Here is a 14,331-nt window from a genome sequence, read left to right as displayed (position 1 = left end):
GATCGCGCGCAAGTTGTTGCGTATTGCTTACGGGGTCTGGCGCACCGGGCAAGCCTTCGATCCCGGGAGGTTGAACCTGAAAACAGCTTGATCCGGACCATAGAATCTCGTCCTCGCCTTCGGCGACTCCTTCGGATTCCCTCGGGCGCATCTACACGCCCCGCCATCCCCCGCCTGCCCCGCCATGCGCTCGCGCCGTGACTCAATGGCGGGTGTTGGGGAGGGTGGCGCTTGGCAAGCTTGTCACCGTCGGCGCGGTGCGGAAGGGTTTGCGGGGCCCGCCGGAAGACGGCTGCGCGGGCGGCCGTCTTCCGGCTTACGCGGTGTCTTGCGGCTCCGGATGACGCTGCGCGCTTGGGGGGCTCGGTGTTAGCGCAGCAGCGCCCTCTTTGCTTCCTGGTATTCCGTTTCCAGCTGGGTCACGAGTTCGGCCACCGACAGGATTTCCTGGGTGGCGCCGACGCCTTGGCCGGCGCTCCAGATGTCTTTCCAGGCTTTGGGCCGGGTGCTCTTGTCGAGGTTGGGAGGCGGGGCGTCGTAGTCGGGGAGCCGGGTGGGGTCCAGGCCGGCGGCGCGGATGCTTTCGGTGAGGTAGTTGGCGGGGACGCCGGAGAAGTGGGGCGTGTAGGTGACGTCGGCGGCCTGGGCGCGCAGGATCATTTCGCGGTAGGCGTCGTTGGCGAGGGATTCGCGGGTGGCGATGAAGCGGGTGCCCATGTAGGCGAAGTCGCAGCCCAGGGCCTGGGCGGCGAGGATGTCCTTGCCGTGGCTGATGCAGCCGGACAGGGCCAGCGGGCCGTCGTGGAAGGCGCGGATCTCGTTGACGAGGGCGATGGGGTTGAGCTGGCCGGCGTGGCCGCCGGCGCCGGCGGCGACCAGGATCAGGCCGTCGACGCCGGCGTCCAGGGCGCGGCGGGCGTGGCGCACGGTGGTGACGTCGTGATAGACCTGGCCGCCGTAGGCGTGAACGGCGCGGACCACGGCCTCGGGCGGGTGCAGCGAGGTGATGAGCAGCGGCACGCGGCGCTCGGCGCAGATGGCCAGGTCGCCCTGCCAGCGGGCGTTGCTGGGGTGGACGATGAGGTTGACGCCATAGGGCGCGATCCGCGCCTGCGGATCGGCTTGGCGCGCGCGGGACAGCCTGTCCTCGATGCGCGTGATCCACTCGTGCAGCTGTTCCTGCGGCCGGGCGTTGAGCGACGGGAAGGTGCCGATGATGCCGGCGCCGCATTGCGCCGCCACCAGGTCCGGGCCGGAGACCAGGAACATGGGGGCGCCGATGATGGGCAGTCGGGTCTGCGTGCGCAATGCGGATGGCTTCATAGGCGGGTTCCCGTCGGGGTCAGTTGGCCTGGATGTTGGCGCTCTGGATCACATCGGCCCACAAGGCGTATTCGCGGTCGATGCGTTGCTGCAGGGCGGCGGCGTCGCCGGTGTTGATGGTGTAGCCGCCGTCGGTCATGGCGCGGCGGAAAGCGGGGTCCTTCGACACCTCGGACAGCGCCCGGGTCAGGCGCGCCTGCACGGCGTCGGGCAGCTTGCGCGGGCCGACCAGCGCGTACCAGCCGACTACCTCGTAGTCCTTCATGCCGGCCTCGATCATGGTGGGCACGTCCGGCAGCTCGGGGTTGCGGGTGCGCGAGGTGACCGCCAGCGCGCGCGCCTTGCCGCTCTTGATGAACGGGATGGCGGTGCTGGTGATGTCGAACATGAAGGTGATCTTGCCGCTGACCACGTCCATCATCGCCGGCGAGTTGCCGCGATACGGCACGTGCAGCATCGGCACGCCGGCCTGCTTCTTCAGCAGTTCGGCCGACAGGTGGTTGGAGGCGCCGATGCCGGCCGAGCCGAAGGACACGGCGTCGGGGTGGGCGCGGGCGTAGTCGACCAGCTCGCCCACATTCTTCGCGGGGGCCTGCGGGCCGATCAGCAGCACGTTGGCGTAGTCGACCACCAGGCCGATCAGCGAGAAGTCCTTGCGCGGATCGAACAGGGTGCTGCGCTGGACCAATGGCGACATGGTCAGCGTGGGGCTGGCGGCAAAGCCCAGCAGGTAGCCGTCGGGCGGGGCCTTGGCGGTGGCGTCGGAGGCGATCATGCCGCTGGCGCCGGCGCGGTTCTCGACCACGACCGCCTGGCCCAGCTTGTCGCCCAGGTACTTGGCGAAGACGCGCGCGGTGGTGTCCACCGGGCCGCCCGGGGCGTAGCCCACCAGCAGGCGGATGGGGCGGTCGGGGTAGGCGCTGTCGGCGGCGGCGCTGGCGCCGGCCGTCATGGCCGCCACGGCGGCGGCCGCGGCGAGCAGGGTCTTGATGTTCACGCTCATGTCTCCTTGTGGAATGAGCCGGTCGCGGAGCGGAACAGCGGGGCCGCGCCTACGCCAGCCTTTCTTTCAGCGGTTGCTTGAGGATCTTGCCGCTGACGGTGGTGGGAATCGTGTCGATACAGTGGATCTGCGCGGGCCGCTTGTACGGCGCCAGCTGGGCGCGCAGGTGCAGCATCAGCAGGTGGGTGTCCAGTCGCGCGCCGGCCAGGGGCTCGACGAAGGCGATAACTTCCTCGTTGTGGTCCTCGGTGGGACGGCCGACCACCGCCGACAGGCGCACGCCGGGGAAGGCGTTGATGACCGCCTCCACCTCGATCGGGTAGACGTTGAAGCCGGAGCGGATGATCAGATCCTTGGAGCGGCCGGCGATGTACAGCGCGCCGCGGTCGTCCAGGTAGCCGATGTCGCCGGTGGCGAGCCAGCCTCCGGGCAGCAGCGCCTGCGCCGTCTGCGCCGCGTCGCGGTAGTAGCCCAGCATCACGCCGGGGCCGCGGATCAGGATGTCGCCGCGCTTGCCCGGGCGCGGCGCGTCGGCGTCGCCGATGCGCAGTTCGACGCCGTCCACCGCGTAGCCGGCGCTGCAATCGGCCGGCGGGGTGTCGATGTCGGTGATGAACATGGACCCGGCGTATTCGGTGATGCCGTAGCCGTGGTGCATCGGCACGCCGAAGTAGCGCTCGGCGTCGCGCTTGAGCGTGGGGTCGAGCGCCGCGCCGCCGGTGTAGACATAGCGCAGCGCGGGCGCACGCAATTCGCCGCGCGGCGGCGCGGCCGCCAGCATGCGGTTGAACATGGTCGGCACGCCCTGCAGGATGCTGACGCCCGGATGGGCCAGCGCCTTGAAGGCGTCCTCGGGATCGAAGCGGCTGCGCAGCACCAGGCTGGCGCCGGCGTGCAGCGTGGCCATCAGCACGGTGGCGATGCCGAAGATATGCGACAGCGGCAGGGCGGCGTAGCCGATGTCGCGCGGCGTCAGGCGGCGCGACGCGGCCGAGACGCCGGCGAAGTGCAGCAGGCCGCGGTGCGGCACCATGACGCCCTTGGGCGCGCCGGTGGTGCCGGACGTGTAGATCACAGTGGCGACTTCGGCGGCGATGTCGCCACGCTCGGGTGGCGTCGGCGTGTCCGCGCGCCGCGCCCGCAGGCCCGGGCCCCAGGCGGCGGCATCGGCCGCTTGCGCGCCGGCCGCGTCGGCATGGGCGGCGGCGGCGGACGAGACGCCGCTGGTGTACAGCGTCACCTGCGGCTGGGCATGGGCGCCGATGGCGGCGATCTCGCGCGCCGACAGCCGCGCGTTCACACCCACCGGCCAGGCGCCGAGAAGACTGCAGCCGAACAGCGCGGCGATCATGGCGGCGCAATTCTCGCCGACCATCATCACGCGATGGCCTGGCTCGACCCCCGCGGCCGCCAGCCAGCGCGCCGCGTCCTGGGCGCGTTGCCACAGTTGCGCATAGGTCAGGATGCCGCCGCCTTCCTCGTACAGGCAGATGGCGTCGGGCTGCTCGCCGGCCTGGCGGGCCAGCACTTGGTGGATGCGGGTGAGCGGTTCTGCGTGCGACATGGTTGCTGCGGTTGGAGTCAAAGCGTGGCGGCGGTGCCGAGGATGGCGGTGGCCTGGCTGGACAGCGTGCCGCCGTTGCCGTGCACCAGCGCCAGGTCGGCGCCGGCCACCTGGCGCGCGCCGGCCTCGCCGCGCAACTGCCGCACGGCCTCGATCATGATGAAGACGCCATACATGCCCGGATGCACGCAGCACAGGCCGCCGCCATTGGTGTTGACCGGCAGCCGCCCGCCGGGCGCGATGGCGCCGTCGGCGATGAAGTCCTTGCTCTCGCCCTTGGCGCAGAAGCCCAGGTCTTCCAGGAACAGCAGGGTGTTGATGGTGAAGGCGTCGTACAGCTCGACCACGTCGATGTCCTGGGCCGAGACGCCCGCCATGGCGTAGGCGCGGCGGCCCGATTCGCTGGCGGCGGTAACGGTCAGGTCTTCCATTGACGAGATCTGCCGGTTCCACACGGCGGTGGCGTTGCCCAGCACGTAGACCGGCGGGCGCGGCAGGTCGCGGGCGCGCTCGGCGCGCACCAGCACATAGGCCCCGGCGCCGTCGGTGACCAGGCAGCAATCGCGCACGCTCAAGGGGTCGGACACCATGCGCGCCGCCAGGATCTGTTCCAGCGTGGCCGGTTCGCGCAGCTGCGCCTCGGGGTTGAGCTGGGCCCACTGGTTGGCGGCCAGCGCGACCTGCGCCAGGTGTTCGCGGCGGGTGCCGTACTGGTGCATGTGGCGCGCCGCGGCCAGCGCATACGACGACAGCGGGCTCAACGGGTCGTACGGCGTCTCGTAGGGCTGCGGATCGAACTGCTTGCGCACGCGGCCGATCTCGGCGCGGCTCAGCGTCGACGTGCGCTGGGTGCTGCCATAGCAGACCAGCACCGCGTTGCACTGGCCCGAGGCCAGCGCGTGCAGCGCCGGCAGCAGGTGCGCCACGAAGCTGGAGCCGCCCAGCATGGTGCTGTCGATGAAGCTGGGGCGGATGCCCAGGTGTTCGATGACCGGCATCGCCCACATCGGCGCGGCCACGCTGGCGGTGCAGAGCCCGTCGATGTCGCGCATGGTCAGGCCGGCGTCGGCCACGGCGCGCTGCGCCGCCTGCACCAGGATTTCCATTTCGGTGTAGCCGTTGGCCTGGCCCAGGCCGGCATGGCCGACCCCCGCCACCGCGACGGCGCCGCGCAGATCGTTCAGCGTCATTGCGCCTCCTTGTTCGGCACGAAGACCAGCAGTCCGCGGCCTTCGGTCACGGCCACCTGGGCCCGCACCGCCATGCCGATGCGCACGGCGTCGGGCGCCACGCCCTCGACCCGGCTCATCAGGCGCACGCCTTCGGCCAGGTCGACCAGCGCCACGTTGTAGTCGCCGCCCGCCTCGGGCTTGCGCCGCACCACGGTGGTGGAATAGACGGTGCCGCGGCCATCGGGCGTCTGCCACGACAGCGCTGCGGCGCCGCAATGCGGGCAGAGCATGCGCGGATAGAACACCGCGCGGTCGCAGGCGTCGCAGTGCTGGATCTGGAAGCGCCCCTGGTCGAGCGCTTGGCGGTATTGCGCCTCGACGCCTTCGGCGGCGCGTGGGTCGGTTGCGGTCATTGCATACGGTTCCGGAGGGATGAGCCGCCAGTGTCGGGGCTGGCGCCGGCCGGTGCCATTCTTCATTGCTGAAGCAGGCCTTTTGCCGGCCCGTAGTGCCCGTGCCCTACACCGAGGCAAAAGCCGGTCTTCCGCAACCGCAGATTGTCCGGCGCGCGGTCGCCATGGCTAGATAGCCTTCCAAGGAGGTAGGCCATGAATCTGACCTGGACGCCGGAAGAGATCCGGTTCCGCGAAATGGTGCGCGCGTTCGCCGCCGACCGGCTGCCGCGGGACATCCGCGACAAGGTGCGCCGGCACCAGCGCCTGGAACGCGACGACTACGTGCGCTGGCACAACATCCTGGCCGACCAGGGCTGGGGCGCGCCGAACTGGCCGGTCGAGCACGGCGGCACCGGCTGGAACGCGCTGGAGCGATTGATCTTCGAAGTCGAATGCTTCAAGGCCGGCGCGCCGCGCCTGCTGCCCTTCGGCCTGTCCATGATCGGCCCGGTGCTGATGAAGTATGGCAGCGCCGAACAGCAGGCGCGCTTCCTGCCGCGCATGCCGCGGGTGCAGGACTGGTGGTGCCAGGGCTATTCCGAGCCCGGCTCGGGCTCGGACCTGGCCTCGCTCAAGACCCGCGCGGTGCGCGATGGCGACGAATACGTGGTCAACGGCCAGAAGACCTGGACCACGCTGGCGCAATACGCCGACTGGATGTTCTGCCTGGCGCGCACCGACCCCGAGGCGCGCGCCCAGCGCGGCATTTCGATGCTGCTGCTGGACATGCGCGCGCCGGGCGTGACGGTGCGCCCGATCCGCACGCTGGACGGCGGCCACGACGTCAACGAAGTGTGGCTGGAGAACGTGCGCGTGCCGGCCGCCAACCTCATCGGCGAGGAGAACCAGGGCTGGACCTACGCCAAGTACCTGTTGGGCCACGAACGCACCGGCATCGCCGGCCTGGGCCATTGCCATCGCGAACTCGGCATCCTCAAGGACATGGCCGCCCAGGCCACCGCGCGCGGCCGGCCGCTGCTGGCCGACAGCCGCATGCGCGACCGCATCTCGCGCATCGAGGTCGACATCATGGCGCTGGAAATGCTGCTGCTGCGCGTCGCGGCCAGCAACGGCGGCACGCCCGGCCCGGAAGCCTCGGTGCTGAAGATCCGCGGCTCCGAGATCCAGCAGGACCTGGCCATGCTGCAGATGGAAGTCGCCGGCCCCGACGCCTGGCCGTACGACCCCGAGTGGATGCTGGCCGAGGCCGCGTATCACGGCCCCGGCCCCGAGATGGCGGCGGCCTCGGGCGCCGGCTATGCCGACATGCGCAAGACCTCGATCTACGGCGGCACCACCGAAGTGCAGAAGGGCATCATCGCCCGCCTGGTGCTGGGCCTGTAGGCCCGGCCCGCATCCGCAAGGAACACGACGCATGGATTTCCTCTATACCGAAGAACAGCGCATGCTGGCCGACAGCCTGCGCCGCCTGGTGGACCAGGCATGGACCCGGCCGCAGCGCCGCGCCCGCGAGGCCGCGGGCCGGCTCGATGAGGCGGCCTGGGGCGCGCTGGCCGAGCTGGGCGTGCTGGGCCTGAACATCCCGCAGGAAGCAGGCGGTTTCGGCGAGGTGCCGGCCAGCCTGTTGCCGGTGCACCTGGAGCTGGGGCGCGGACTGGTGGCCGAGCCGGTGATCCCCAGCGCGGTGATGGGCGCGGCCCTGATCGGCGCCTGCGGCGAGGCGGCGCGTGACCGCTGGCTGCCCGGCATCGCCTCGGGTGAACGCGTGGTCAGCGTGGCCTACCAGGAGCCCGGACGCCGCTACCAGGCCGATCCCCAGGGCTGCCGCGCGATGCGCGCCGGCAGCGGCTGGCGGCTGGACGGCGCCAAGCACCTGGTGTGGCATGGCGCCGCCGCCCACGCCTGGCTGGTGAGCGCGCGGGCCGACGACGGCGCCACGCTGCTGCTGGCGGTGCCGGCGGATGTCACTGGGGTACGCGTCACCGACACGCCGACGCTGGACGGCGCGCGCTGCGCCCGGCTGGATTTCGACGCGGTATCGCTGGGCGCCGACGCGCTGCTGGCGCAGGGCGCGGCGGCCGACGCGGCCCTGGCGCAGGCGCTGCAATGGGGCACGGCGGCGCTGTGCGCCCAGGCGGCGGGCGCGATGGAGCGGCTGCTGGAGATCACCGTCGACTATCTCAAGACGCGCAAGCAGTTCGGCCAGCCGTTGGCGTCGTTCCAGGCCCTGCAGCATCGCCTGGCCGAGATGCTGGTGGCCAGGGAACTGGCGCTGTCGATGGCCTACGTGGCGGTGGCCGCGCTGACCGAACCCGACGCGGCGCAGCGCCGCCGCATGCTGGCCTCGGCCAAGCTCGAAACGGCGCGCGCCGGCCGGCTGGTGGCGCAGATGGCGGTGCAATTGCACGGCGGCATGGGCATGACGGACGAGCTGGAGGTCGGCGACTACTTCAAGCGCCTGACGGTCGCGGACCTGCTGCTGGGCGACAGCGCCGAGCAACTGGCGGTGCTGGAGGAACTGGCATGAGCCATGACCGCTACACCGAGATCACGTTCACGCTGGAGCAGGGCGTCGGCGTCATCACGCTCAACCGCCCCGAGCGCCTGAACAGCTTCACCGCCGTCATGCACGCCGAGCTGGCGCGGGCGCTGGACACGCTGGAGGCGCACGCCGGCTTGCGCGGCGTGATCCTGACCGGCGCCGGCCGCGGCTTCTGCGCCGGCCAGGACCTGGGCGAGCGCAAGCCGGCCGAGGACGGTTCGCGGCGTGACCTGAGCGAGAACCTGGAAAAACTGTACAAGCCGCTCATCATGCGGCTGCGCGCGCTGCCGGCGCCGGTGGTGTGCGTCATGAACGGCGTCGCGGCCGGCGCTGGCGCCAGCCTGGTGCTGGCCTGCGACGTGGTGTTCGCGGTGGAGTCGGCGCGTTTCATCCAGGCCTTCAGCAAGATCGGCCTGTTGCCGGACGCGGGCGGCACCTGGTTCCTGCCGCGCCTGGTGGGTTCGGCGCGGGCCATGGGCGCGGCCCTGTTCGGCGAGGCCGTCAGCGCGCGGCAGGCCGAGGCCTGGGGCCTGATCTGGCGCGTGGTGCCGGACGCGGACCTGGCCGCGACGCTGGCCGACGTCCGCGCCACCCTGGCGGCCGGGCCGACCCGCGCCTACGCCGCCACCAAGCAGGCGCTGCATGCGTCCAGCGGCAACACGCTGGCGCAGCAGTTCGACCTGGAATGCGCCTTGCAGCGCGAGCTGGGCTACACCGACGATTACCTGGAAGGCATGCGCGCCTTCGCGCAGAAGCGCGCGCCGGCGTTCGGCGGGCGCTAGGGCTGGCGCGTGGCGTCTTGTCGCGTGGACCGGCCCAGGCATACCGCATGGGCGCGGGGCGTGGCGGGAGCCGTCTGCGCGTCAGGCGGCCGCCGGCTGCCGGATCTGCTCGATCAGTTCACGCGCGCAGCCGGGCAGGGCGTCGATGTCGCGCACCAGCAGCTTGCGCTCGCGCACCACCCAGGGCTCGTCCAGTTCCACCACCCGCAGCTTCATTTCCGCGCCGTAGCGGCGCGCGGCCGAGTCGGGGATCACGCCCACGCCGACGCCCGCCTGCACCATCCGGCAGATGGAATCGAAGCTGTACAGCTGGATGCGTTGCGGCAGGCGCTGGCCGATGCGCTCGAGCTGGTCCCGCAGGAACGCCACCAGGGTCGAGCCCTCGTGCATGGTGATGAATGGATAGCGCACGGCGTCGGCCAGCTTGACCTTGTCCTGGTCCTGCAGCGGATGGCCGTTGGGCACCACCAGCACCAGGCGGTCGGTGCTGAAGTGGATGGCCTGCAATTCGGGGGCGTCGACCGGGCCGGCGACGATGCCCAGGTCGGTGGTGCCGTCCAGCACGCCGCGCACGATGTCGCGCGTCAGCCGTTCCTGCAGGTCTACCGTGACGCCGGGATGGCCCGCCAGGAACTGCGCCAGGATGTCCGGCATGAATTCGGTGACGGCCGTGGTGTTGGCGAAGATGCGGATGTGGCCGGCATCGCCGTCGGCCTGTTCCTGGAAGTCGTGCTTCAGGTGGTCGACCTGGCGCATGATGACCCGCGCGTGCTGCAACAGCCGCTGGCCGGCCGGGGTGATTTCCACGCCGCGGCTGTCGCGGTACAACAGACGGGTGTTGAGCTGGTTCTCCAGCGCCTTGATCCGCACGCTGACGGCGGCCAGCGACAGGTGCGCCCGCTTGGCGGCCTGCGTCAGGCTGGGGGATTCGGCGATGTGGATGAAGAGGCGGAGGTCGGCGAGGTCGAAGTGCATGGCGCCTATATTACGGCGGCCGGCCCGGGGCGCACGATTCAGGCGCTCCAAACCCGGCCTTGAGGAAAAATGAATTCACAGCGCGCGCGGCATGCGGGATGCTAGCCGCCAGGACATCTACCAGAGGAATATCGGCATGACATCGACAGACCCCGCCGGCTGGATCGGCAGCGGCGAGCGCCAGGCGGACGCGCTGGATCCCGGACACGCGGCGCGCATCGCCGCCACGCTGGGCGGCCCGGCGCCGGCCGTGGGCGACCCCCTGCCGCCGCTGTGGCAGTGGGCGTTCTTCATCAGCACGGTCGCGGCCGATGGCTTGGGGACGGATGGGCACCCGGCCCGCGGCGGCTTCCTGCCGCCCGCGCAGGACCGCAACCGCATGTGGGCCGGCGGCCGGGTCGAGTTCCGCCGCCCGCTGCGCGTGGGCGTGCCGGCCGAACGGGTATCGGTGGTGGCCGACGTCAAGGAAAAGGCCGGCCGCACCGGCGCGCTGCTGTTCGTGACGGTGCGCCACGAATATCGCCAGGACGGCGAAGTGGCCATCCTGGAAGAGCAGGACATCGTCTACCGCCAGCCCACGCCGCCCAAGCTCACCGGCACCGAGCCGGCGCCGCAGGCGCAGTGGCGCGACGCCATCGAGCCGTCGTCGGTGCTGCTGTTCCGCTATTCGGCCGTGACCTTCAACGGCCACCGCATCCATTACGACCATCCCTACGTCACCGGCACCGAAGGCTATCCGGGCCTGGTGGTGCACGGTCCGCTGATCGCCACCGAGATGGTTGCCGCGTTCCTGCGCGCCCATCCCGGCGCCCGCCCCACGCACCTGTCCTACCGCGGCCTGCGGCCGCTGATTTCGCCCACGCCCTTCCAGGTCGCCGGCCGCGTCGAGGAACCGGGCCTGGCCCGGCTCTGGGCCGAGCAGGACGGCACGCTGGCCCACCAGGCCGAACTGAGGTTCACCGCATGAGCACGCCAGCCCCCCGCCCGCTGGACGGCATCACCGTCGTCAGCCTCGAACACGCCATCGCCGCCCCGTTCTGCACCCGCCAGCTGGCGGACATGGGCGCGCGCGTCATCAAGATCGAACGTCCCGGCGCGGGCGACTTCGCCCGCGGCTACGACGAGCGCGTGCGCGGCCTGTCGTCGCACTTCGTCTGGACCAACCGTTCCAAGGAAAGCCTGACGCTGGACCTCAAGCGCGACGAGGCCGGCGACATCATGGATCGCCTGCTGCAACAGGCCGACGTGCTGGTGCAGAACCTGGCGCCCGGCGCCGCCGCGCGCCTGGGGCTGTCGTTCGAGGCGCTGCACGCCCGCTTCCCGCGCCTGATCGTCTGCGACATCTCCGGCTACGGCGAAGGCGGCCCCTACCAGGACAAGAAGGCCTACGACCTGCTGATCCAGAGCGAAAGCGGCTTCCTGTCGGTCACCGGCACCGCCGACGACCCGGTCAAGGCCGGCTGCTCCATCGCCGACATCTCGGCCGGCATGTACGCCTATTCCGCCATCCTCAACGCGCTGCTGCTGCGCCAGAAGACCGGCCTGGGCAGCCGCCTGGACGTCTCCATGCTCGAGAGCATGGTCGAGTGGATGGGCTTCCCGATGTACTACGCGTTCGAGGGCGCCACGCCGCCGGTGCGCGCCGGCGCGGCCCATGCCTCGATCTATCCGTACGGCCCGTTCCCCACCGGCGACGGCAACACCATCATGCTGGGCCTGCAGAACGAACGCGAATGGCGCGTGTTCTGCGCCCAGGTGCTGCGCCAGGCCGAGCTGGCCGAGGACCCGCGCTTCGCCACCAACTCGCTGCGCACCGCCAACCGCGAGGCCCTGCGCGCGCTGATCGTCACGGCCTTCGCCGACCTCAGCGTGCAGCAGGTCACCGACCGGCTGGAAGACGCGCAGATCGCCAACGCCCGGGTCAACGACATGGCCGGGGTCTGGGCCCACCCGCAGTTGCGGGCGCGCGACCGCTGGAGCCAGGTCGACAGCCCGGCCGGCGCGCTGCCGGCGCTGCTGCCGCCGGCCAGCAGCAACGCCTTCGCGCCGCGCATGGCGGCGGTGCCCGCCGTGGGCCAGAACACGGATGCGGTGCTAGCATCACTGGGATACGCGCCCGAACAGGTGGCGCGCTTCCATGCTTCGGAGGTGGTGTGATGCATTCCGTCGTTCGTACCGCGCTGTTCGTGCCGGCCTCCCGCGCCGAACGCATCCCCAAGGCCCTGGCCAGCGGCGCCGATGCCGTCATCGTCGACCTGGAAGACGCGGTCGAGCACCTGGCCAAGGCCTCGGCCCGCGAAGCGCTCTGCGACTTCCTGGGCACGCAGCCGCAGGCGCGGGTCTGGGTGCGCATCAACGACGCCTCCACCTCGTGGCACGACGACGACCTGAAAGCCTGCCGCGGCAAGCCCGCGGTGGCCGGCATCCTGCTGCCCAAGGCCGAAAGCCTGGCGCAGGTGCGCCACGTGGCGCAGACCGGGCTGCCGGTCATCCCCATCCTGGAAACCGCGCGCGGCATCCTCAACGCCGCCGAGGTCGCCGGCACGCCCGGCGTGGCGCGGCTGGCGTTCGGCAGCCTCGATTACGGCCTGGACCTGGGCCTGGCGCCGGACACCGCCGGCGCCGAAGCCGTGCTCGACCATGCCCGCGTGCAGGTGCTGCTGCAGACCCGCGCCGCCGGGCTGGCGCCGGCGCTGGATGGCGTGTTCCCGGGGGTCGAAGACCACGCGGGGCTGTCCGCCGCCGCCGCGCGCGCCCAGCAGATGGGGTTCGGCGGCATGCTGTGCATCCATCCCGCGCAGGTGCCGGTGATCCACGCCGCCTTCGCGCCCGATCCGGCCGAGCTGGCCTGGGCCCGCCGCGTGGTCGCGGCCCACCGCGACAAGGCCGCCGGCACCTTCATGCTGGACGGCAAGATGGTCGACGCGCCTGTCATCACCCGCGCCCGCCGGGTGCTGGCGCAGGCCGGGGAAAACGCCGCCGGCTGAGCCGTCCGCCGCCCGGCCTACAATCCGGCAAACCCTGACGCGGATGGACTCATGAGCGAAGCGCTCTTTATCGGGCATACCTATATCGACGTCACCGTGCTGGCCGACGAATGGCCCACCGGCGACGAGAAAAGCGTGGCGCGCGACTACGCCGTGTCGTTCGGCGGCAATGCCGTCACCGCGGCGTTCGCCTGCGGCAAGCTGGGCACCAGGCCCGACCTGATCTGCTCGCTGGCGCCGGACTGGCTCGGCCACATGTACACCGACATGGCGGCCGCGCACGGCGTCACGCTGCACGGGCGCCAGGTGCGGCGCTCGTCGCTGTCGTTCATCATGCCCAACCATGGCAAGCGCGCCATCGTGCGGGCGCGCGACGCCGACTACCTGAACGATTTCCCACGCCTGGACGTCAGCGGCTACCGCGCGCTGCACCTGGACGGCCACCAGCCCGACGCCACGCTGCACTACGCGCGCGCCTGCCGCCAGGCCGGCATCCTGACCTCGCTGGACGGCGGCGGCGTGCGCGAGAACACCGACGAACTGCTGCGCCACATCGACGTGGCGGTCTGCGCCGAACGCATGTGCGAGCAGCTCGACCTGTCGCCGCACGGCTTGCTGGACCTGCTCAAGCAGCGCGGCTGCCGCATCGGCGCGGTGACGCTGGGCGAGCGCGGCATGCTCTGGTACGACGAAACCGGCGCGGTCGACACGCTGCCGTCGCTGGACGTGCCGGCCGCGCGCATCATCGACACCTCCGGCGCGGGAGACGTGTTCCACGGCGCCTATGTCTGGTCGTACGTGAACCGGCCCGAGCTGGCCTGGAAGGAACACTTCACCTTTGCCCGCGCCGCCTCGGCGCACAAGATCCAGCACCTGGGCAACGAGGCCGGCCTGCCCGGCGTGGACGACGTCGAACGCGCCATGCTGGCGTTCGCGCCCAAGGCCTGACGCGGCCGGGGCCAATCCGTGGGGTAATCAGGAGGCAAGCGGGAACCGCGCCGCCTGGCGCGGTTCAGTCCAGCCGTTCGATCGGCTGGTCGGTGATGTCGCCGAGCCAGGCGTCGAGGCCGCGTCCGGCCAGCGTCAGCGCCGGCGCCAGGTCGCGCAGCGGGCGCAGCACGAAGGCGCGCAGCTGCATGCGGGGATGCGGCAGGACCAGGCGCTCGTGCGCCATGGCGGCGTCGCCATGCAGCAGCAGGTCCAGGTCGAGCGTGCGCGGCGCGTTGCGGTAGGGCCGCTCGCGGCCATGGCGCAGTTCCAGCGCCTGCAGCAGGTCCAGCAGATCCAGCGGCGCCAGCGTGGTGTCCAGGGCCGCGACCGCGTTGACGAAGTCCGGGCCGGTGGCGTCCACCGGCGCCGTGCGATAGAAGGGCGAGGCCGTCACCGCCGCGATGCCGTCGGCGGCGGCCAGTTCGGCCAGCATGGCCCGCAACGTGGCCGCGCTGTCGCCCAGGTTGGCGCCCAGCCCGATGTAGGCGCGCACGGGGGCGGCCATGGCCTTATTCGGCGTTGCCGCCATTGCCGGCGGCGGGGCCGCGCGAGGACGGGCGGCGGCGCGGGCGGCGCT

General features: G+C 71.4%; 14 protein-coding genes. 7 read left to right on the top strand and 7 right to left on the bottom strand.

From position 1 onward, the window contains the following. Nucleotides 1-369: 369 nt before the first annotated feature. The 5 genes from H0523_RS29715 to H0523_RS29695 are packed head-to-tail and all read right to left on the bottom strand — an operon-like array spanning nt 370 to nt 5,475. Nucleotides 370-1,323, bottom strand: a complete 954-nt coding sequence (locus H0523_RS29715; RefSeq protein ID WP_054434635.1) for an NAD(P)H-dependent flavin oxidoreductase — start codon at nt 1,321-1,323, stop codon at nt 370-372. Nucleotides 1,324-1,342: 19 nt separating this feature from the next. Beyond that, on the bottom strand, nt 1,343-2,320 hold the full coding sequence (locus H0523_RS29710; protein WP_054434643.1) for a Bug family tripartite tricarboxylate transporter substrate binding protein: 978 nt from the start codon (nt 2,318-2,320) through the stop codon (nt 1,343-1,345). 55 nt (nt 2,321-2,375) lie between these two features. Further along, nucleotides 2,376-3,890, bottom strand: a complete 1,515-nt coding sequence (locus H0523_RS29705; protein ID WP_054434633.1) for a class I adenylate-forming enzyme family protein — start codon at nt 3,888-3,890, stop codon at nt 2,376-2,378. A 17-nt stretch (nt 3,891-3,907) separates the two neighbouring features. Further along, the gene (locus H0523_RS29700) at nt 3,908-5,080 is read right to left on the bottom strand and encodes a thiolase family protein (RefSeq protein ID WP_054434632.1); all 1,173 of its coding nucleotides are present in this window, start codon (nt 5,078-5,080) and stop codon (nt 3,908-3,910) included. After that, on the bottom strand, nt 5,077-5,475 hold the full coding sequence (locus H0523_RS29695) for a Zn-ribbon domain-containing OB-fold protein (protein WP_054434630.1): 399 nt from the start codon (nt 5,473-5,475) through the stop codon (nt 5,077-5,079). Before H0523_RS29695 ends, H0523_RS29700 begins: the two co-directional genes overlap by 4 nt. A 195-nt stretch (nt 5,476-5,670) precedes the next feature. On the opposite strand from H0523_RS29695, the gene H0523_RS29690 reads away from it, so the two are divergent. From H0523_RS29690 to paaG, 3 genes are read left to right on the top strand one after another with little or no spacing between them, the layout of a single operon-like run. Beyond that, the gene (locus H0523_RS29690; RefSeq protein WP_054434628.1) at nt 5,671-6,861 is read left to right on the top strand and encodes an acyl-CoA dehydrogenase family protein; all 1,191 of its coding nucleotides are present in this window, start codon (nt 5,671-5,673) and stop codon (nt 6,859-6,861) included. A 31-nt stretch (nt 6,862-6,892) separates the two neighbouring features. Then, nucleotides 6,893-8,005: an acyl-CoA dehydrogenase family protein gene (locus H0523_RS29685; RefSeq protein WP_054434626.1), complete on the top strand. Its 1,113-nt coding sequence runs from the start codon at nt 6,893-6,895 to the stop codon at nt 8,003-8,005. Beyond that, the gene (gene paaG / locus H0523_RS29680; RefSeq protein WP_054434625.1) at nt 8,002-8,802 is read left to right on the top strand and encodes a 2-(1,2-epoxy-1,2-dihydrophenyl)acetyl-CoA isomerase PaaG; all 801 of its coding nucleotides are present in this window, start codon (nt 8,002-8,004) and stop codon (nt 8,800-8,802) included. Before H0523_RS29685 ends, paaG begins: the two co-directional genes overlap by 4 nt. An 81-nt stretch (nt 8,803-8,883) precedes the next feature. Here paaG and H0523_RS29675 read toward each other — a convergent pair whose 3' ends face one another. Next, the gene (locus tag H0523_RS29675) at nt 8,884-9,777 is read right to left on the bottom strand and encodes a LysR family transcriptional regulator (RefSeq protein WP_006393049.1); all 894 of its coding nucleotides are present in this window, start codon (nt 9,775-9,777) and stop codon (nt 8,884-8,886) included. 136 nt (nt 9,778-9,913) lie between these two features. On the opposite strand from H0523_RS29675, the gene H0523_RS29670 reads away from it, so the two are divergent. The 4 genes from H0523_RS29670 to H0523_RS29655 are packed head-to-tail and all read left to right on the top strand — an operon-like array spanning nt 9,914 to nt 13,712. After that, nucleotides 9,914-10,744 (top strand): HTD2 family dehydratase, encoded by an 831-nt coding sequence (locus tag H0523_RS29670; protein ID WP_054434623.1) that lies wholly within the window; start codon nt 9,914-9,916, stop codon nt 10,742-10,744. Next, nucleotides 10,741-11,934: a CaiB/BaiF CoA transferase family protein gene (locus H0523_RS29665; RefSeq protein WP_054434621.1), complete on the top strand. Its 1,194-nt coding sequence runs from the start codon at nt 10,741-10,743 to the stop codon at nt 11,932-11,934. Before H0523_RS29670 ends, H0523_RS29665 begins: the two co-directional genes overlap by 4 nt. Next, nucleotides 11,931-12,764 (top strand): HpcH/HpaI aldolase/citrate lyase family protein, encoded by an 834-nt coding sequence (locus H0523_RS29660; protein ID WP_054434619.1) that lies wholly within the window; start codon nt 11,931-11,933, stop codon nt 12,762-12,764. The genes H0523_RS29665 and H0523_RS29660 overlap by 4 nt, the downstream gene beginning before the upstream one ends. Nucleotides 12,765-12,815: 51 nt before the next feature. After that, nucleotides 12,816-13,712 (top strand): sugar kinase, encoded by an 897-nt coding sequence (locus tag H0523_RS29655; protein WP_054434617.1) that lies wholly within the window; start codon nt 12,816-12,818, stop codon nt 13,710-13,712. 64 nt (nt 13,713-13,776) lie between these two features. Here the strand turns inward: H0523_RS29655 and H0523_RS29650 are convergent, their stop codons facing one another. Then, nucleotides 13,777-14,259, bottom strand: a complete 483-nt coding sequence (locus tag H0523_RS29650; RefSeq protein WP_054434615.1) for a 2-amino-4-hydroxy-6-hydroxymethyldihydropteridine diphosphokinase — start codon at nt 14,257-14,259, stop codon at nt 13,777-13,779. Nucleotides 14,260-14,331: the final 72 nt, after the last annotated feature.

The sequence above is a fragment of the Achromobacter insuavis genome (assembly GCF_902859645.1).
Classification (GTDB): domain Bacteria; phylum Pseudomonadota; class Gammaproteobacteria; order Burkholderiales; family Burkholderiaceae_B; genus Achromobacter; species Achromobacter insuavis.
This window is presented reverse-complemented; position numbering and strand designations above follow the sequence as displayed.